Origin of the sequence: Desertimonas flava (assembly GCF_003426815.1) — a bacterium.
Classification (GTDB): domain Bacteria; phylum Actinomycetota; class Acidimicrobiia; order Acidimicrobiales; family Ilumatobacteraceae; genus Desertimonas; species Desertimonas flava.
On sequence record NZ_QKYK01000012.1, the window covers coordinates 52673 to 72161 of the forward strand.

Sequence of the window (19489 nt, forward strand, 5' to 3'; positions counted from 1 at the left end):
CGCGACGCCCACCGTCCACGTTGGTGGGCGCAGAGGGACTCGAACCCCCGACCTATGCCTTGTAAGGGCAGTGCTCTAACCAGCTGAGCTATGCGCCCGAAGCGAGTGTCCGAGCCTAGCGGCCAGCCTGGCCCGGGCCGCTCGGTCTCGGCGACGGATCACGCCTGCCGGAGAGCGACGAGCGCGTCGAGGAGCTCGGGCGTCGCCGCGGCGACGGGCGTGCGGCGGGCGTCGTGATCGACCACGGCGAGCTCACGTCCCAACGCATCGGTGACGTGGGCGCCGGCCTCGGTGCAGATGAGCGTGCTGGCGAGGAAGTCCCACACACCGTGGGCCTCGACGTCGAAGTCGATGAACCCGTCGAGCGAGCCGCCGGCGACGAGGGCGAGATCGAGGGCCGAGGCCCCGAAGGCACGGAACTGCCACCACCCGGGATCGGCCGGCGGCCGGCCGTTGACGCCCACGACCGCGCCGTCGAGCGAGCGGCGGCCCGAGGCCACGAGCCGGCGCTCGCCGATCCACGCCCCTCCCCCACGCACGGCCTCGATCCGCTGACCCGAGGCCTGGTTCACCACCAACGCAACGGCGGGTCCGGCGTCGTCGACGACGCACAGGGCGGTGGCGAACCACGGCACACCGCGGCTGGCGTTGGTCGACCCGTCGATCGGGTCGATCACCACGACCCGGTCGCGTTCGGGGCCCGACCGCCCGCTCTCCTCCGACAGCACGCCGAAGCCGGCGTCGAGCAACATCTCCACGGCCACGTCGTCCACGGCGACATCGGCGAGGTACTGCCCGGGCCGCACCCCCGACATCCCCCAATCGGTGATCGTGCCGAGTCGTCGCGCCACCTCGTCGGCCACTCGGTGGAGCACGGTCAGCGCCGGATCCGCGGGAACACTCACGTCCGCGCGCCCGTCTCAATGTCCGCGCAGGCCGCCGCGGCCGTCTGCCACACTGTTCGCACTCTTCGAAGCTAGCTATGACCTCCCCCTTCGGCCCACCCCCCAGCGGCGACCCATCCGGCTCGCTTCCGCCCCCGCCGCCCGGCGGGCCCACCCCGGCCAGCCCGCCACCTCCGCCGCCGCCATCGCGGCCGATCACCCAAGAGATCCCGGTCACGCCCGGCCCGGCCGGCGGCCCGCCCCGGCTCGGCGGCGCCGGCGACGACGCTCCTGGGGGCGGCGGGCGCGGCAGTACCCAGGTGGTCGACCAGCCGCTGCGCAGCTGGTCGCCGCCGAACCCCCTCGACCCCCTGGAACCCCGCACCGGATCGGCCGGCGGCTCACCGCCGTGGTGGGTGGTCGCCGCGGTCATCGGCGGTGCAGTCATCGCCACCTACGTGGTCTGGTTCCTGACCAACTCCTGGCTGCGCAACGCCTACGAGGACGGCCGCGGCTACTGGGTGCCCGCCGTCGCCCTGGCCGTCGCCGGCGGGCTCTGGGGTCTCCTCATGGGCGGACCGGGAGCGCTGCAGCGTGCCGGCCTCGGCACCCTCACCGGCGCCGTCAGCGGCGTCGTCGGGTCGTTCGTGTTCGGCAGCACCGAGACGCACTTCAACGCCATCGACGACACGGTCCTGTCGGGTGCCTCGCTGCTGCGTGCCCTCGGCTGGGGTGCGTTCACGGCGGCGGCATGGGCGGCGACGCTCGGCGTCTCGACGGAGCGCCACCGCATGACGCAGGTAGGCACCGGCGCAGCCATCGGCGGGTTCGCCACTGGCGCGACGATGGGTCTGCTCGCCGGCACCAACCTGTTCGGGACCCGCGTCGTGCCCACCGACCTCTGGTGGTCGCTGCCCATCCGCGACGCCGATGCCGAGGTCTCCGTCCTTCCCCTCCTCTTGCTCGGCGTGGGCGTGCCCGTCACGATCGCCGCCCTCAACCGCCGCTCGGTGGGCCTGGCCGGCCGTCCCCTCCTGGCCGGTGCGCTGGCCAGCCTGCTCATCCCCGTCATCGGTGGCGCCGTCGGCTACACCACCGACCTCGACGACGCCCGCCGCGACGGCACGTTCGCCGGCGGCGGCCCCGGCCCGGACATCTCCGTTCCCGACATCTCGCTGCCCGACACCGTCGTGCCGACGCTGCCCGCCACGTCGACGGCCCCGCCGACCTCCGAGCCGTCCGACACGACCGAGCCCGCCACCACCGAGCCGGTCACCACCGAGCCGGTCCTCCCGGCCACGTCGGAACCGGCCGCAGCCGACTCGTCGGTGCCGGTGACCACGTCGGCGGCCGGCGTCGCCACGACCTCACCCGGTGTGTCGACGACCGCCACCACCGCGGCGCCCGCCACCTCGACGACCGTCACCGCGACCACGGCACCGGCCTCGACCACCTCGGCGCCGGCCGACACGACCGACGCCACCACCGTCGAGACGACCGCCGGCACGCCCGTCGAGACGACTGGCGACACGTCGGTCGACACCGTGGCCGACAGCAGCGTCGCCGACACCACGCCGGCCACCACCGCCGACACCACACCGGACTCGACACCCGACACGACCGTCGAGTCGACGCCCGACACGACTCTCGACTCGACGCCGACCAGCGAGCCGCCGCCCGACACCGTCGCTGTGCCGTTCGACGCCGGCATCCCGTTCGTCGTGGCCTACCGCGGTGCCGCCACCAACGACAACGGTCAGACCGCCGACGTCCTCATCGCCGTCGGCCGGGCTGCCGAGCCGGCGGACGCCGACGAGATCTGGAACGGGCCGTCCACCTGCGCGCCGGAGGGATCGGCGGTCATCCCGTTCGTCATCGAGATCGTCACCACCGACCCTGCCGTCACCTACGTCGACGTCCGCTTCTCCCAGGGCGCCGCCGTCGACCCGGCGGCCGCCGCCAGTCACCCGATGACGATCGAGTTCCACGACCCCGACGGCTCGACGCGCTGCGCCCCGGCCACCGCCGCCGACACATCCAACACGGCCGCCTTCACGGCGTGGCCCGCCCAGACCCCGGCCAACGCCGGGTACGCCTACGGCTACTTCGTGATCCCCGACTTCTTCACGGGCGACCCCGCCCTCGCCGAGTCGGCTGCCGCCGTCACCGTCGTCCCGATCGTCAACCAGGTGGTCACGTCCACGGTGATGACCGTCGATGGCGCGACGCCGATCGACGTGAGCGGCGGGCCGTCGCAGGCCCTCGACCTCATCCCCTGACACCCCGAGGTGCACCGGTCACGCCCTCGCCGGTGCGGCGACATCCGGGTTAGCCTCTCGGCGTGGCAGTCATCGATGTGGCGGGATTCGTCGCGGATCTGAAGAGCCAGGCCATCGACCACGGATTCCACGTTCACGACGAACGACACTTCGTCGAGACGTACTCCCTGCGCCAGCTGTGGGAGGTGGACCTTCATCCCGAGGAGGCGTGCAGCGGCCCGATCGACCTGCACCTGTCGCTCGACGTCGACCCGCGGGCGATGCTCGGGTTCGAGGACGAGGTGATGAAGCTGGCCGACATCGACGAGTCCCCGCCGCCCGGCTTCACGTTCCCGCTCGTGTTCACGTGGACGCTGCCGCCGCTGCCCGAACCGCCCGACTTGCTGGTGCTCGCCACCGAGCTCGCCGGCGTGGGCGGCGTCGAGCTGCCCGTCGAGGTGTCGGCCATCGACTCGTTCGCCAACGTCACCGACGCCGCCGAACGATCGCTCAGTCTGGTGGCCCGCACCAGCGTCGACCTCTCGGACGTGTACCTCAACAACGACGGCAGCGTGGCCAACGATCTGGAACGCTGCAAGCGGGTGAGCCTGTTCCTGCTCGAACAGGCGAAGAACTGGTTCGGCGACCTGTAATACTCCGCCCATGCTGGTGCGTGAACTGATCGACATCCTGAGCGACCATCCCGGAGATCTCGAGGTCGAGCTGGCCGTGGTCGCTCCCGTCGAGGAGGACTCCGACGACATCACCGTCGACCGCTACCCGGTCGACGGCGTGCTCCCCTGGGAGGACGACGATGCCGATCTCAGTGCCGAGGAGAGCCGGGTGATCTGGCTCGTCGGCGGCGACGAGGACGACGTCGAAGCCTTCCTCGACGCCGTTGAAGAACCCGATGCCTGACGCGTCTGCCGCACCCATCGTCGACCCGGGTCTGTTCCGGCTCGACGGACGTACTGCACTCGTCGTCGGCTCGGGCAGCGGCATCGGCGAAGCGATCGCCGTGGGTCTCGCCACGTTCGGCGCGCGCGTCACCTGCGCCGACTCCCGGCTCGACGCCGCCACCGTCACGGCCGAAGCGATCAACGCCAGCGCCGCCGCGACCGGGGCCGACGTGCCGCCGGCCGAGGCCCTCGGGCTCGACCTGCTCGAGCCCGAGGACCCGGCCCGTGTGCTCGCCATCACCGGCGCCCCCGACGTGCTCGTCACCACGCCGTCGATCAACGTGCGCAAGCGCATCGTCGACTACACCGACGACGAGCTCGACCGTGTCGTCGACCTCAACATCAAGGGCCTGTTCCGGCTGTGCCGCACCTTCGGCCGGGCGATGGCTGAGGCCGGCGGCGGATCGATGATCGGGTTCTCGTCCGTGCGGTCCCAGACCACCGAACCCGGCCAGGGCGCCTACGCGGCCACGAAGGCGGCGACGGTGATGCTGTTCAAGACGCTGGCCGCGGAACTCGGGCCGTCGGGCGTCCGGGCCAACGTGATCGCCCCGGGGGTGGTGGAGACGCCGCTCACCAAGCCGATCACCGACGATCCGGCCTGGTACCAGGCATACGCCGACAAGGCGATCCTCGGGCGCTGGGCGGTGCCGAGCGAGCTCGTCGGGGCGGCCGTCTTCCTGGCGTCCGACGCGTCGAGCTACGTCACGGGCACCACGCTCTTCGTCGACGGCGGCTGGACCGCCGCCGACGGTCGCTACTCCCCCAACGTCTGAGCGATCCGCCAGTCGTCCCGGTGGGCGTCCAGCTCGCCGACATAGCGCAGCAGCCGGTCGGCGAGCTCGGCGGGGCGGGCGAGCGCAGGCAGGTGTCCACCGCCCATCTCGTCGGGCTCGATGCGGAGCCGCTCACGCACGACCCGGCGCTGGAACTCGGCGGTGAAGAAGCGGTCGTCGCGACAGAGCAGGAAGCGGGTGGGCACATCGGGCCACTCGGTGAGCGGCCACGGGTCCTCGAACGGCCGCCCGGCCTGCTCACCGACGTGATCCCAGCCCTCGGCGACCAGCTCCTCGCTCACGTCGTGGAGGAACACCTCCACCTCGTCGAACGGCTCGGGAGACGAATGGCCGGTGTTCGCCCACCAGTCCCCCGCCGACTCGCCGGGCCGCGGCACCATCGCGGCCACCAGTACGAGGAGGTCGACCGGGAGCTCGGCGCACACCAGCGTGGCGGTGTACGCGCCGAGCGAGTGGCCGACCACGACAAGGTCGCGCCGCTCGCCGATGGCGTCGAGCGTTGCCTTGACGTAGTCGCCGAAATCCGCCGACTCGTCGCCATAGGGCAGCTCGACCGCCACGGTGTCGTGGCCGTGAGCCTCGAGCAGGGGTGTAACCAGGTGCCAGTACCACGCGGACGAGCCGGCGCCGGGGATGAGGACGAAGGTGGACATGCCACTCAGACGGCGGCGGGGGCGACGACTCATCGCTCGTTGGCTGCCGGTCGTGTTCACGACCCGCACGGCCTGCGGGCGGTGAACACCACCCGCAGGCGGTGGTCGTCGTACAGTCGGCGTCGTGAGCACCCCGACCATCGACGTCGACGCACTGGTGGCGTTCACCCAGGCGCTCGTGCGGATCCCCAGTGTGTACGACCCGGCTCGGGGTCTCAGCGAGGAACCGGCGGCGGAGCTCGTCGCCGAGCAGATGCGCTCGTTCGGGTGGGAACCGCGCCTCGAGCTCGTCGAGCCCGGGCGCCCCAACGTGATCGCCGTGCTCGAGGGCGACCGTCCCGGTCGCACGCTCATGTTCGAGGGCCACACCGACGTCGTCACCGAGGGCGATCACGGCAATTGGTCGGTCGACCCGTTCGGCGCCGAGCTGCGCGACGGGCGGATCTGGGGCCGCGGCGCGGCCGACATGAAGGCGGGCGTGGCGGCGATGCTGTTCGCCGCCGACGCCGTCGTGCGCTCGGGATCCTTCCCCGGCCGCCTGGTCGTCGCCGCCCTCGTCGACGAGGAGGGGATGATGACCGGCGCCAAGCACTTCGTCGCCAACGGCCACACCGACGGCGTCGACGGGGCGATCTGCTGCGAGCCCGAGGGCGGCGAGATCTGTCACGTCGCCAAGGGCGCGCTGCGACTGCGGCTCGACTTCCTCGGGGCGATGGCCCACGGCGCGATGCCGTTCGAGGGCCGTAACCCCAACCGGGCCCTCGCCGCGACGATCGCGGCCCTCGCCGAGCTCGAGGGACGGCTGCAGGCCTCGCCGGGCGAGCACGAGCACCTCGGCCTCACGTGGATCACACCGACCGTCCTGCGCGCGGGCGAGCCGGTGCAGATGAACGTCATGCCCGCCGGTGCGTCCATGTGGCTCGACGTGCGCACCGTGCCCGCCATCGACCACGCCGAGCTGATCGCCGAGGTCGGCGCCACGGCCTCGGCGGCGACCGAGCAGCTGGGCGTCGGCGTCGAGATCTCGGTCATCGACGACCGCCCGGCGGTGGAGGTGGACGAGACCGATCCGCTCGTCACGGCGATCTGGGACGCCCACGCCTCGGTGGCGGCCAGCGCGCCGCGGCTCGGCGGCGTCCCCGGAGCGACCGACGGCACGATGCTGACGTCGCGCGGGCACATCCCGTCCGTCGTCTACGGACCGGGCGGCAAGTGGATCGCCCACCAGGCGGACGAGTTCGTCGAGGTCGACGACCTCGTCACCCACGCCAACGTCTACGTCGCCGCCGCCCACAACTTCCTCGCCGGATGACCGCCGCACCATCGAGTTCCTGTACTGGTTCTGACCCGTACGCGGGACGAAACCAGTACAAGAACGTGGGGGGAACCGAGTGAGGCCGGGGGCGCACAACGACATCACCGACGTCGCCGGCATCCGGGTCGGGCAGTACCAGCGCCGTGGCCGCGGCTGGCTCACCGGCACCACGGTCGTGCTGCCACCGCCCGGCACCATCGGCGGTGCCGACGTGCGCGGCGGAGGGCCAGGCACCCGGGACATCGACACGCTGCGCCCCGAGAACATGGTGGAGTCGCCCGACGCCATCTGCCTCTCCGGCGGCAGCGCCTACGGATTGGCGACGGGTGACGGCGTGATGGGCTGGCTGGCCGATCGCAACCAGGGCTTCCGGGTCGGGCCCGAGCCCCATCACGTCGTTCCCATCGTGCCGACCGCCGTGCTGTTCGACCTCGGCGCCGGCGGGCGATTCGCCAATCGGCCCGACGCCTCGTTCGGCGTGCGGGCCGCCGCCGCGGCGTCGTCTCGCCGGGTGGCGCAAGGAACCGTCGGCGCCGGCACCGGCGCTCACGCCCAACTCCTCAAGGGCGGCATCGGTTCGGCGAGCGTCGTGCTGACGTCCGGCGTCACCGTGGCCGCGCTGGTGGCCCTCAACTCCAGCGGGTCGATCTTCGACCCCCGCACCGGCGAGCTCTGGGCACTCGAACGGGGACTCGGCGACGAGTTCGCCCACGTGCGCGCCCCGAGCCGCGCCGACCTGCGCCGGCACCTCGACGAGCCGCTCAGCCGACCCTCGCTGAACACGACGCTGGCCGTGGTCGCCACCGACGTGGCGATGAGCAAGGCGGAACTGACCCGCATGGCGGGCTGCGCCCACGACGGCATGGCCCGAGCGATCGACCCGATCCACCAGTACGTCGATGGCGACGTGGTGTTCTCCCTGGCGACCGGTCAGTTGCCGGTGCCTCGTGCGACGCTGCCGTTCGAGACCGATTCGTCCACCGACGGTGACGCCGATCCGCCGGCGCAGCCCGACGGGGCGATCCGGCCGTGGACATCACGCCCACTCGACCTCATCCCGGTGTTCGCCGCGGCCGCCGACACCGTGGCCCGGGCCATCGTTCACGCCGCCCTCGCCGCCACCAGTGCGGGCAGCATGCTGAGCTACGGCAACCGCTTCCCGTCCGCCGTCACCTCCCGCTGATCCGTCACATCCTGCCGCCCGCCGATCTGGGCACCGATCGTGTCATTCGCCGATCTGGACACCGATCGACCCGGCGACGGCACAAACGGTGCCCAGATCGTCACGCCTCTGGCCGAGCCCTAGCGTGGGTGGCATGACGACCGACCTTCCGGTGTTCGATCTGCGGGAGTTCGAGCATGGCGGCGTGTCCGCCGAGTTGTTCGTCGAGCGACTCCGCGACGTCGTGCACACGATCGGGTTCTTCCAGCTCGTCGGCCACGGCGTCCCCGACGAGCTGCTCGCCGAGGCCCCCGAGGTGGCCGAACGCTTCTTCGCCCTCCCGGACGAAGACCGCTTCGAGATCGACAACGTCAAATCCCCACAGTTCCGCGGCTACACGCGCTTCGGCCACGAGCACACCAACGGCCGGGCCGACCTGCGCGACCAGATCGACATCGGCCGCGAGCTGCCCCCACCGAACCTCGGTCCCGACGATCCGGCGTGGCTGCGCCTGCGTGGGCCCAACCTCTGGCCGAGCGCGCTGCCCGAGCTGCGCCCAACGATGACCGTGTGGATGGACCACCTCGAGCGCGTCGGGGCGGTGCTCCTGCAGGCGATGAGCCAAGCCCTCGGACAGCGCCCCGATCGCTTCGCCGACGCCGTCAGCCCGCCCGAGGTGCTGCTCAAGGTGATCCGCTACCGCACGCCCAGCGACAGCCCGGGTGGCAACGACAGCGACGGAGTCGCCGATCGGCAAAGCGACGGAGTCGCCGATCGGCAAAGCGACGGAGTCGCCGATCGGCAAGGCGTGGGAGCGCACCGGGACACGGGATTCCTCACGTTCGTCTACCAGCACGATGTGGGTGGTCTCCAGGTTGAGCGCGACGGCACGTTCGTCGACGTCCCCGTGCGGCCCGACGCGTTCGTCGTCAACATCGGCGAGATGTTCCAGCTGGTGACGCGGGGCTACTTCAAAGCCACCGTGCACCGCGTGGTCAGCCCGCCGCCGGGGACCGACCGGGTGTCGCTCGCCTACTTCTTCAATCCCCGGTTGGAGGCCACGCTCGCTCCGGTCGACCTGCCCCCGGCCTTGGCAGCGGAGGCGAGCGGCGGCGAGAGCGTCGACCCCGACAACCCGATCCTCGCCAACTACGGCGACAACTCGCTCAAGGTCCGGCTGCGCGCCCATCCCGACGTCGCCGAGATCCACCACGCCGACCTGCTCGCAGCCGGGCGTTGGTCGGTGACGTCGAGCGCGGAGTGACTCTCCCATAATCCCGACTTGTTGGATCGGGATTACATCGCACTACAGTGCAACCATGTTCCGTCGAGGCACGTCCCCGCCCCAGCCGGCCCGCCGGCGCACCGCCGCAGCCATCGTCGTCGCCCTCCTCGGCGCGACGGCGGCCGCCACCGCAGCCGGCGCCACGTCGCCGCCCACCGGTCCCGACACGTCGGTCCCGGGCACCGAGGCTCCGGCCACCGACGCTCCCGGCACAGACGTCCCGGGCACCGACGCCCCGGGCACCGACGCTCCCGGTAGCGAGGCCCCGGGGTCCGACGCTCCGTCGTCCAGCGCTCCGGCAGCGACCGACGCACCCGGAACGGCAGCGCCCGAGGCACCCGCCGCCACCTTGCCGGCCGACATCGACACCGAGGGCACCGCGGCGATCGGCATCGTGCTCGAGCCGACCAACCTCGACATCGTGCACCAGGCTGGTGCCGCCCTCGAGCAGCTCCTCCTCGACAACGTCTACGAGACGCTCCTCACCGGCGCGCCGGACGGCACCACGTCACCGGGCCTCGCCTCGCTCGAGATCTCCGAGGACGGCCTGACCTACACGTTCACGCTGCCCGAGGGCGTGACGTTCCACGACGGTGACCCGCTCACCGCCTCCGACGTCGTCGCCACGCTCGAGGAGACCAAGGCCAACGGCGTCAACAAGGAGGACTTCTCCAGCGTCGAGACCATCGAGGCGCCCGACGACCTCACCGTGGTGCTCACGCTCAGCCAGCCCGACAGCGAGTTGGCGTTCAACCTGTCGCGCCGCGGTGGCGTGGTGCTCAACGAAGGCGCCACGGATGTCGAGACGTCGGCCAACGGCACGGGACCGTTCACCCTCGCCGAGTGGAGCCAGGGCTCGTCGATCACGCTCGAGCGCAACGACGACTACTGGGGCGAGCCCGCCAACGTGGCCGAGGTCGTGTTCCAGTTCTACCCCGAACCCAACGCCCTCGTGAACGCCTTGAGCGACGGGGACATCGACATCGCCGTGGCGGTCAACACCGACCTGATCGGCGAGTTCGAGGACAATCCCGACTGGGTGATCACGTCGGGGCCGTCCAACGGCGAGTTCACGCTCGGCTACAACAACGGCGGCGAGGTTCTCTCCGACCAGCGGGTCCGCCAGGCCATCACGCAGGCCATCGACAAGGCCGGCGTCCAGGCGCTGTTCAACGGCTACGGCACCATCGTCGGTGCTCCGGTGCCGCCGTTCGACCCGTGGTACGAGGACCTCACCGGCCTCTACCCGTACGACCCCGACGCGGCCCGCGCCCTGCTCGAGGAAGCCGGCTACGGCGACGGACTCACGCTCAGCTTCGTGGTTCCCAACCACTACCCGCAGAGCATCGCCGACTACGTCGTGTCGCAGCTCGGCGACGTCGGCATCACGGTCGACCTCCAGCTCGTCGAGTTCCCGACGTGGCTCGAGCAGGTGTACACCAACCACGACTACGACCTCACGGCCGTGCTGCACGTCGAGCCCCGGGACATCTTCAACTACGGGAACCCCGACTACTACTGGCAGTACAACAACCCCGAGGTGATCGCCCTGCTCGACCAGTCCCGGCTCGAGGTCGACGTCGACGCCTCCAACGAGCTGCGTCGCCAGGCGGCGGCGATTATCGCCGAGGACGCGGCCACCAACGTGCTGATCGTGTACGACGACGTGATCGTCGCCAACACCCGCATCTACGGCTACCCGACGTTCGACGCGAACTCGCGCTTCGACGTGACGGGCGTGGCCGTCACCAGCTGAGCCGGCTCCGCATCGGACCGCGATGACGATGGCGGGCGGCACCCTCGTGGTGCCGCCCGCCGTTCGTCCGGGCCCCCTGCGTCCGGGACGTCGATTGCCTAGATTCTGACCGTGCTCTGGTTCCTGCTGCGACGACTCGGCCTGCTCGTCGTCGCCCTCGCGGTGGCCAGCGTGGTGGTGTTCCTGCTGCTGCGCGTCATCCCCGGGGATCTCGCCGCCACCGTCGGCGGTCTCGAGGCGTCCCAGGAGGACCTGGCCGCGATTCGCGAGCGGCTCGGCCTCAACCGGCCGCTCCTCACGCAGTACTTCGAGTGGATCGGCGGCGTCCTGCAGGGCGATCTCGGGCAGTCGGCGCTCACCAGGTCGTCGGTCACGTCGCAGCTCGGCGAGAAGCTCACGATCACCGGCCCCCTCGTGGCCGCGTCGACGGTCGTGTCGCTCGCCGTCTCGCTCCCCCTCGGGATGTATGCGGCGATGCGTCACCGCAAGGCCGACGGCGTCGCACTCTCGGCCGGCAGTCAGATCGGGTTCGCCACGCCGCAGTTCATCGTGGGCATCGTGCTGATCGCCGCCCTCAGCGGCAGGTTCCAGCTGCCGTCGCAGGGCTTCCCCCGCAAGGGTTGGAGCGACGATTGGGGCCGCTCGATCCGGTCGATGGTGCTGCCGACGATGACCCTGGCGCTGGCCCAGACGGCGGTGCTGATGCGGTTCGTGCGGACCTCGACGATCGAAGTGATGAACCAGGACTACATCCGCACGGCCCGCGCCAAGGGCCTCACCCGCGGGCGGGCGCTGCTGCTCCACGGGATGCGCAACGCATCCGTCCCGGTCATCTCCGTCGTCGGCATCCAGATCGCCGGGCTGCTCGCCGGCGTCGTGGTGATCGAGCGGGTGTTCAACCTTCCCGGCGTCGGCCAGATGCTCCTCAAGGACGTCAGCAACCGCGACATGGACAAGGTGCAGGGAACGCTCCTGCTGCTCGTCGCCGCCGTCCTCGTGATCGGCTTCCTCGTCGACGTCATCCACCATCTCGTCGATCCCCGCCTGCGGCTCGCCCGATGACCGACGCCACGCCCGACGTTCGCCCGTCCGGGCCGGGCAATGCTGTGGTCGGCATCCTGACGGCCATCTGGCGGTCGTGGAGCGGCCGCATCGGTCTGATCTTCGTGTCGATCATCGTCGCCGCGGCGATCGTGTCGCTGTTCTGGGTCCCCTACGACCCGCTCGAGGTGGTGCCCACCGACAAGTGGCTGCCGATCTCGCGTGATCACTGGTTCGGCACCGACGGCGCCGGCAAGGACCTCTTCTCCCAGGCGCTCGAAGGGAGCCGCGTCAGTCTGTTCGTCGCCCTTGTCACGGCCGCCATCGCCGCCGCCGTCGGGCTCGGTCTCGGCATCTTCAGCGCCGTGCTGCCCAGCCGCCTCGGCGACCCCATCGCCTACTTCGTCGACGTGATGATCGCCATCCCGACGCTCATCTTCGCCCTCGTCCTCGTCGGCGTCTTCTCGGCATCGGTCCTCGTCATCACGCTCGCCCTCGGGGTCGGATTCGGTGTCGCCCTCGCCCGCATCGTCCGCGGAGAGGGGCTGCGCGTGATGACGCAGGACTACATCATGGCGGCCGCCGCGTCGGGTACGTCCACGTGGCGCACCACGTGGCGCCACGTGTTGCCGAACGTGGCGCCGGTCGCCATCGTCCAGCTCTCGCTGATCGCCGGCCTGGCGATCGTGGCCGAGACGTCGCTCGCCTTCCTCGGCGTGTCATCGCTCAACCGGGCCTCGTGGGGCCGCACGCTGGGCGAGCTGCAGGGGAGCATCACCGCCCACCTCGGCTCCGCCGTTCCAACCAGCATCGTCCTCGTGATCGCCACGCTCGGCTTCAACCTGCTCGGCGACGGCCTTCGGGACGCGATCGATCCGCGCCTGCGCCTCAGCGGGCGACGCGGCGCAGCACCGGGCGTCGTCGCCGACGAAGCGCCGGTGGTGACCGTGGTCGACGAAGCGAGTCTCTTGTGAGCCTGCTCACCGTCACCGACCTCACCGTGGCCTTCGGCGACCAGGTCGTCGTCGACCACGTCTCGTTCGCCATCGACACCGGCGAGCGGATCGCCATCATCGGCGAGTCCGGCTCGGGCAAGACGATCACCGCGCTGTCCATCATCGGCCTCGCTCCCGACACCGCCACCGTCACCGGCAGCATCGTGTTCGAGGGCACCGAGCTGATCGGCCGGACCGACCGGCAGCTGTCGAAGACACGGGGCGAGGACATCGCCATGGTCTTCCAGAACCCCCTGACGTCGCTCAACCCGCTGATGCGCGTCGGCAAGCAGATCGCCGAACCCCTTCGCCGCCACCACGGCATGAGTCGATCCGCCGCACGCACCGCGGCCATCGAGCTGTGCCAGCGCGTCGGCCTGCCCGAGCCGGAACGGATCGTGCGCTCCTACCCGCACCAGATGTCGGGCGGCCAGCGCCAACGCGTCGGCATGGCGATGGCCCTCGCCTGCCGGCCGGCGCTGCTCATCGCCGACGAACCGACGACGGCGCTCGACGTCACCGTCCAGGCCGAGGTGCTGACCGTGCTCGCCGATCTGGTCCAGCAGGAGTCGACGGCACTCCTGTTCATCACCCACGACGTCGCCCTCGTCCCCATCGTCGCCGACCGGCTGCTCGTGATGCGCCAAGGCCGCGTGGTCGAGTCGGGGTCGGCCGCCGACCTGATCGCCTCGCCCACCCACGAGTACACCACCTCGCTGCTCGCCGCCGCCAGGAAGACCGCACTGTGACCAGCCCCGTCGTCTCCGGCGACGTGCTGCTGTCGGCTCGCGGGATCGAACGGGTCTACCGGCTCCCCCGCACCTCACTGTTCGGGGCCCGGGGCGAGCGCCGCGCCCTCGACGGCGTCGACCTCGACATCCCCGCCGGCGCGTCCATCGGCATCGTCGGCGAGTCCGGTTCCGGCAAGTCGACGCTCGCCCGCATCCTCCTCGGCCTCGACAAGGCGACCGCCGGAACCGTGACCTACCGCGGCCGCGACGTCCGGCCCGGCCCCCCGGCGTCATTGCGCTGGTTGCGACGCGAGGTGCAGATCGTGTTCCAGGACCCGCTCAGCTCGCTCGACCCGCGGATGACGATCGCGTCGATCGTCCGCGAGCCGCTCGTCGGACTGGACGTCGACGGCGACCACACCGAACGGGTCGTCGAGGTGCTCTCCGCCGTGGGCATCGATCCCGACGCCCGGCACCGCTACCCGCACGAGTTCTCCGGTGGCCAGCAGCAGCGCATCGCCATCGCCAGAGCGATCGCCCCTCGACCCCGGGTCCTCGTGGCCGACGAGCCGGTCAGTGCGCTCGACGTCTCGGTTCGGGCACAGATCCTCGACCTCCTCGCCCACCTGATGCGCGAATTCCACCTCAGCCTCGTCATGGTGTCCCATGATCTTGGGGTGATCAACACGCTGTGCGACGACGTCCTGGTGCTCCATCGCGGCCGCTGCGTCGAGCGTGGTCGAGCGGCCGACGTCTTCCGCGATCCCACCGACGACTACACCCGACGGCTCGTCGCCGCCGTGCCGCGACTCCCATGAACCGGCTCGACATCCTCCTCGACGTCGACGGCGTGCTGTACCCGCTGCCCGAGCTGTTCACCACGTACGCCGCCGAGCAGCTCGGCCGGCCGCTGGAGCTCGACACCACCAACTGGGAGTTCTACCGCGACTGGGGACTCGGCTACGACGACTTCGTCGAACTCCTCGGCGAGGGCGTCCGCGAGCGTCGCTTGTGGTGGTCGGGCGATCCGTACGACGAGGTCGTCGACGCCGTCGCCGCCATCCGTGACGCCGGCCATCGCATCCACGTCGTCACGGCGCGCGACGTCCGCGGCATCGAGGCCGAGGCGTTCGACGCCACCCAACACTGGCTCGACCGGCATGGCATCGTCGTCGACACGATCAACCTCGCACAGGACAAGACCGTCGTCCTGGCCCGCCTCGGTCTGGAATCGCGCAGCTGCGTCGCCATCGACGACGGCCCGCAGCACATCACGGCCTTCGCCCGAGTGGGGGTCCGCGGCATCGTCCTCGATCGATGGGGCAGCTATCGCGGCGACCACCCTGCGGCCCCCGACCTCGCCGCCGTGGCGGCGCGGCTGGCGACGTGGTAGTCGCCGAACTCACGCCCGACCGTACGGTTCCTCCTTCACCCGCCGCTGCCCACCGTCGCCGACGCTTTCCCGCCGAGCTCGTCGCCCTCGCCGGCGCCGTCCTCCCGACCATCGTGATGATCGTCCGGGCCGTCGCGACGGGCTGGGTGCCGCTCTTCGACGCCGCCTACTTCACGGTTCGATCCCGCGACGTCGCCACCTCACACAACCCCCTCGTCGGTGCGTGGTCGATGGGCTCGAGAGGCGCCGGCGTCTGGGTCAACAACCTGGGCCCGCTCCAGCTCGACGTGCTGGCGCCGTTCACGAAGCTCGACCCCTACTGGGGGACGGCCCTCGGCGTCGGCTTGACCAACATCGCCGCCATCGCCGGCGTGTGGCTCGTCAGCCGTCGCCTGTTCGGCCCGGCCGGTGTGATGGGCGCGATGGCGGGGTCCGTGCTGCTGCAACTCGACATGGGCAGCCTGATGCTCATCGAGGCCCGCCAGCAGCTCGCCCTCGTGCTGCCGATGTGGTGCCTGCTGTGGCTCGCCACCGCAGTGTGGCACGGCGACCGCTGGGCCGCTCCGTGGATGGTCTTCGTCGCCAGCTTCGTGCTGCAGACCCACTTCACCTACGCCTACCAGGCAGCGGCTGCGGCGTTGTCGGCCGCGATCGCCCTCGTCGTGCGGTACCGCGGTCGCCTCGCCGACCTCACCGGGGTCGCCATCGTCACCGGGGCCGTGGCCGTCGCCTGCTGGCTGCCCACCGTGTGGGACCAGCTCGTCGGCTCGGGGAACCTCGCCGAGGTGCTCCGTCGCGACACCGGGACCCAGGAGCCGGTCGGCTGGTCGCGAGGCCTGCGCCTGCTGGCCGAGACCGGCTTCGTCCCACCGCTGTTCGTGCCGGGATCGATGGGCGACATGTTGCGGCAGGGCAGCCGGCCGTCGCTGTGGGCCTCGGTCGTCGCCCTGGTCGTGTGGGCCGCACTCCTGGTGCTCGTCATCGTCGCCGCCCGGCGCACCTCGTCGGCCCGGGCGCCGATGGCCGCGGTTGCGCTGGTGGTGCTCGGCGCCGGCGCCTACGCGACGGCACAGATCCCCCCGACCGAGCAGTTCGGGATCATCGCCCAGAACTACTACTGGGCCTGGCCGGTCGGCGTCTTCATCGCCTCGCCCATCATCGGCCAGGGCGTGTCGTGGCTCATGTGGCAGCTGTCGGCGACGACACACGCCTCGCAGGCGTCACCACTCGGCCGGGCCGCGCCGTGGCTCGGGGCCGTCGGGATCGCGGCGGTCGCGGTCCCCCTGTACCGGCCGACCAACCAGCTCCCCGAGACTCGCCACGAGTGGGCCGTCGCCCGAACCCACGCACCCGACCTGCTCGACGAGCTCGACGACTCGCTCGATCGGTACCACTTCGACGCCCCCGTCCTCGTCGACCCGGGCGGCGCGCGGCACGTCCGCTACACGATGCTGGCCGAGCTGCAGTCCCACGGCATCGACTTCCGCTTCTCCCCCGGCTCGACGAACATCTCGCGCTTCGGCGCGGGCCGATGCGACGACGGGACGGCCGCCTGGTTGCTGACGCTTCGCCAGGGCGGCGACGCGCTGTCGGTCGGCACCGCCGGCACCCTGCTCGCCGCCGTGCCCGGTCTCACCGTCGCCGAGGCCCGCCGGTCGCTCGAATTGGCGACGGCGTTCGGCGAGTACCTCCGCGACGGCACGGTCGTCGTGGACGACGACCAGGTCGAGTGGTTCGATGCCGAGGTCCCGCCGCTCGTCGAGCGGGCCCGCGAGACCGACGGCGCCGACGCCCGCGGTCTCGCCGACTTCCTCAACGGGTTCGCCTACCTCGGTGCCGTGCATCTCGACGAGGAGCGCGCCGACGAGCTGCGGGCGGACCTCGCCGAGTGGGCGGAGCTGGAGCAGCGGGCCGACGAGGACCGCATGGCGATCTACCTCCGGCCGATCATCCCCAGCGGCGTCGACGACTGCGACCGCATCCCTCCCGGCTACGACTACGGCGTCCCCATCGACTGACGCTTCCAGAATCCCGATTCTCAGCCGTCTCCGGTCGCGTTTTCGGGCTCTCCTGTCGGACCTGTGGGTCAGGCACAGGTGTGATCGCTTGGCTTCGGCACGATTGTCTGCTCCTGAGGCTGGAGTGCCGTCGTCGGTCGTCGGCACCTTGTCGGTGCGACGGGGCGGTTTGGGTCGCCGGTTGCGGTTGCCGCACTCTCCGTCACCTACCTCGGGGTTTCGACGCCGGCGCGGCTCGTGGGGGATGTTTCGGGGGCTGGATCGTGACGGTTTTCGTCACGATCCAGCCCCCGATCATCGAATGGCACGATCGAGCCCCAGATTCTCGACGTTGTCCAGCGTCCACCCGGCCACCGAAAACGCGATCAGAGCAGCACCGGAATGCGGTAAAGGCAACGGGTCGCCCGGGGTCGAGATCGTGCCGGATTGCGGGACGATCGGCACCTCATGCGGGCGGTGTCGGGGGTGGTGGGCCCGTGGTGACCGAGGTGCTGGTGGTCGAGGCCCCGGGAGCGAGTGTCGTGCTCGTGGTGCTGGTGCTCGTCGACGTGGTCGTCGTCGTGGTGCTCGATGTCGTGCTGGTGCTCGTGGTCGTCGTGGACGATGTCGTCGATGTCGTCGAGGGAGAGGTAGAGGTCGAGGTCGACGTGGAGGTGCTCGATGGGGTGGTCGAGGACGCCGGGGTGGACGTGGTCGTCGACGACGACGTCGTTGTCGAGGGCTCGTTCGTGGTCGTCGGCAGGATCACTCGCGAGATCGTCGTGGTCGTACTCGATGTGGTGGTCGAGGTCGACGTCGTCGATGTGGTGGTCGAGGTCGACGTCGTCGATGTGGAGGTCGACGTCGACGTCGACGTGGTCGAGCTGGTCGTCGTGGAACTCGTCGTCGTCGACGAGGACGGGGGGACCCATTGCGGCGCATTCGCCCGGCGCGGCAGTTCCGGGGCTTGCGTCGTCGGCACGGTCGCCGCCTGGGCGACGACCGGCGGGGCGGTGGTCGTGGTCACCGAGGATGGCGGCGCCATGATCGGCACCGTCGTGGGAGGCCGGTCGGGCCCGTCCGGCTCGGGAATCGTCCGTTGGCTCTGGGTCGGGCCGACTGCGAACACGGCGACGGCGACGAGGCCGGCCAGAGCGAGGACCACACCCGTCGAGATGCTGATCACCGCGGCTCGTTCGCTCCACCACGCCCGCGGCCCCAGCTCGTACTCGGGGAGGAGATCGGCGTCCCAGTCGTCCTCTGGGCCAGGGGGCACGTCGGGCGGATCGGGCCCCCACGGGTCAGGAGGCGACCACATAGAGGTCCCTCATACCCGCGAACTGCTGCCGGCAGGCACGCGCGGGGAACGCCCGACCGACCTGACCCCCGGGGCGGGATGGCAGACTCCTCGGGTGGCCTCCGTCGCTCGGCTCCTCCGACGCACTCGCATCGGACGGAGTGCCAGCTCCTTCTACCGGCGCCGGATCGCCATCCCCGTCGACTCGGACGCCCTCGTCCTCGACGTCGGCAGCGGGGACAAGCCACACTGGCGGGCCGATGTGCTGCTCGACCGCTACGTCGATGCCACCCACGCCGGCCAGCGATCCGGGCGAGCCGAGGCCAGGATCTCGCGCCCGCTCTTCGACGCCGACGCCGCCGACATGCCCTTCGCCGACGGCGTGTTCGACTACGTCGTCTGCTCTCATGTGCTCGAGCACGTCCCCGACCCGGCGGCCGTCGTCGCCGAGATGACCCGAGTGGGCAAGGCCGGCTACATCGAGGTGCCGGAGGCTTCCAGCGCCAAGATCCTCGACTTCCCGAGCCACCTCTGGTGGGTCCGGGCCGATGGCGGGACACTGGTGTTCGAGGCGAAGTCGCGGCGGGCGTTCGACGACGAGATCGCCGGCTACCTGAAGCGGTCGGGCGTGGAAGATCGCATGGCCAGGCTGCTCGACTCCGAGTTCGATCATCGCGTGATCGCCCTGCCGTGGAGCGGTCGCGTCGACGTGCGCGTGGTCGGCGAACTCGATCCCAGGTTCGTGGCCGCTGCGCTCGAGGCCGACGCTCACCACCACGTGAGCCAGAGCCTCGTCAGCCGGGCGGTAACGGCGCTGTGCGCGCTTCCCCTGCGCCACGGTCCCAAGCGTATCGACCGCCGTCGACCGATCGAGTTCGACCAGATCGTCGCCCCCCGCTATCGCCGCGCCAACGGCGAGACCCTGCAGCGCCAGATCTACCATTTGTGACGTCGCGCCCGACGCAT

General features: G+C 71.0%; 18 protein-coding genes and 1 tRNA gene. 15 read left to right on the plus strand and 4 right to left on the minus strand.

The window, feature by feature from the left end:
- Positions 1-21: 21 nt before the first annotated feature.
- Both DN771_RS15155 and DN771_RS15160 read right to left on the minus strand, forming a co-directional pair.
- A tRNA-Val gene (locus tag DN771_RS15155) sits at positions 22-98 on the minus strand.
- Between the two features lie 60 nt (positions 99-158).
- The gene (locus DN771_RS15160) at positions 159-905 is read right to left on the minus strand and encodes an inositol monophosphatase family protein (RefSeq protein ID WP_162941986.1); all 747 of its coding nucleotides are present in this window, start codon (positions 903-905) and stop codon (positions 159-161) included.
- Between the two features lie 77 nt (positions 906-982).
- Here DN771_RS15160 and DN771_RS29555 point away from each other — a divergent pair, with 77 nt between their 5' ends.
- From DN771_RS29555 to DN771_RS15180, 4 genes are all read left to right on the plus strand, one after another.
- Positions 983-3163, plus strand: coding sequence for a hypothetical protein (locus DN771_RS29555; protein WP_162941987.1), 2181 nt, complete (start codon positions 983-985; stop codon positions 3161-3163).
- A 62-nt stretch (positions 3164-3225) separates the two neighbouring features.
- Positions 3226-3795, plus strand: coding sequence for a hypothetical protein (locus DN771_RS15170; RefSeq protein ID WP_116998391.1), 570 nt, complete (start codon positions 3226-3228; stop codon positions 3793-3795).
- Between the two features lie 10 nt (positions 3796-3805).
- Positions 3806-4060: a hypothetical protein gene (locus DN771_RS15175; RefSeq protein ID WP_116998392.1), complete on the plus strand. Its 255-nt coding sequence runs from the start codon at positions 3806-3808 to the stop codon at positions 4058-4060.
- Positions 4053-4877: an SDR family NAD(P)-dependent oxidoreductase gene (locus DN771_RS15180; protein ID WP_116998393.1), complete on the plus strand. Its 825-nt coding sequence runs from the start codon at positions 4053-4055 to the stop codon at positions 4875-4877. Before DN771_RS15175 ends, DN771_RS15180 begins: the two co-directional genes overlap by 8 nt.
- Here the strand turns inward: DN771_RS15180 and DN771_RS15185 are convergent.
- Complete coding sequence (locus tag DN771_RS15185) at positions 4859-5551, minus strand: alpha/beta fold hydrolase (protein WP_116998394.1); 693 nt, start codon at positions 5549-5551, stop codon at positions 4859-4861. The two genes, DN771_RS15180 and DN771_RS15185, sit on opposite strands and share 19 nt — an antisense overlap.
- Before the next feature lie 124 nt (positions 5552-5675).
- Between DN771_RS15185 and DN771_RS15190 the strand changes: the two genes are divergently transcribed.
- The 10 genes from DN771_RS15190 to DN771_RS15235 all read left to right on the plus strand — a co-directional run bounded on the left by DN771_RS15190 (position 5676) and on the right by DN771_RS15235 (position 17247).
- Positions 5676-6863, plus strand: a complete 1188-nt coding sequence (locus DN771_RS15190) for a M20 family metallopeptidase (RefSeq protein WP_116998395.1) — start codon at positions 5676-5678, stop codon at positions 6861-6863.
- Between the two features lie 79 nt (positions 6864-6942).
- On the plus strand, positions 6943-8049 hold the full coding sequence (locus DN771_RS15195) for a P1 family peptidase (RefSeq protein ID WP_116998396.1): 1107 nt from the start codon (positions 6943-6945) through the stop codon (positions 8047-8049).
- 133 nt (positions 8050-8182) lie between these two features.
- A complete protein-coding gene (locus DN771_RS15200; RefSeq protein WP_116998479.1) occupies positions 8183-9292 on the plus strand; it encodes an isopenicillin N synthase family dioxygenase in 1110 nt (369 codons plus the stop codon).
- A gap of 55 nt (positions 9293-9347) precedes the next feature.
- Positions 9348-11069 carry an ABC transporter substrate-binding protein gene (locus DN771_RS15205; RefSeq protein WP_116998397.1) on the plus strand — a complete coding sequence of 574 codons (1722 nt, stop codon included), beginning with the start codon at positions 9348-9350 and terminating at the stop codon, positions 11067-11069.
- 111 nt (positions 11070-11180) lie between these two features.
- A complete protein-coding gene (locus DN771_RS15210; RefSeq protein WP_116998398.1) occupies positions 11181-12131 on the plus strand; it encodes an ABC transporter permease in 951 nt (316 codons plus the stop codon).
- Positions 12128-13084, plus strand: coding sequence for an ABC transporter permease (locus tag DN771_RS15215; RefSeq protein WP_116998399.1), 957 nt, complete (start codon positions 12128-12130; stop codon positions 13082-13084). The genes DN771_RS15210 and DN771_RS15215 overlap by 4 nt, the downstream gene beginning before the upstream one ends.
- On the plus strand, positions 13081-13854 hold the full coding sequence (locus DN771_RS15220) for an ATP-binding cassette domain-containing protein (protein WP_116998400.1): 774 nt from the start codon (positions 13081-13083) through the stop codon (positions 13852-13854). Before DN771_RS15215 ends, DN771_RS15220 begins: the two co-directional genes overlap by 4 nt.
- A complete protein-coding gene (locus DN771_RS15225) occupies positions 13851-14654 on the plus strand; it encodes an ATP-binding cassette domain-containing protein (RefSeq protein WP_205528608.1) in 804 nt (267 codons plus the stop codon). The genes DN771_RS15220 and DN771_RS15225 overlap by 4 nt, the downstream gene beginning before the upstream one ends.
- Positions 14651-15229 (plus strand): HAD family hydrolase, encoded by a 579-nt coding sequence (locus DN771_RS15230; RefSeq protein WP_116998401.1) that lies wholly within the window; start codon positions 14651-14653, stop codon positions 15227-15229. The genes DN771_RS15225 and DN771_RS15230 overlap by 4 nt, the downstream gene beginning before the upstream one ends.
- The gene (locus DN771_RS15235) at positions 15223-17247 is read left to right on the plus strand and encodes a hypothetical protein (protein ID WP_116998402.1); all 2025 of its coding nucleotides are present in this window, start codon (positions 15223-15225) and stop codon (positions 17245-17247) included. The genes DN771_RS15230 and DN771_RS15235 overlap by 7 nt, the downstream gene beginning before the upstream one ends.
- Before the next feature lie 365 nt (positions 17248-17612).
- Here the strand turns inward: DN771_RS15235 and DN771_RS15240 are convergent, their stop codons facing one another.
- Complete coding sequence (locus DN771_RS15240) at positions 17613-18158, minus strand: hypothetical protein (protein ID WP_116998403.1); 546 nt, start codon at positions 18156-18158, stop codon at positions 17613-17615.
- A 480-nt stretch (positions 18159-18638) separates the two neighbouring features.
- On the opposite strand from DN771_RS15240, the gene DN771_RS29560 reads away from it, so the two are divergent.
- On the plus strand, positions 18639-19472 hold the full coding sequence (locus DN771_RS29560) for a class I SAM-dependent methyltransferase (RefSeq protein WP_162941988.1): 834 nt from the start codon (positions 18639-18641) through the stop codon (positions 19470-19472).
- Positions 19473-19489 lie beyond the last annotated feature (17 nt).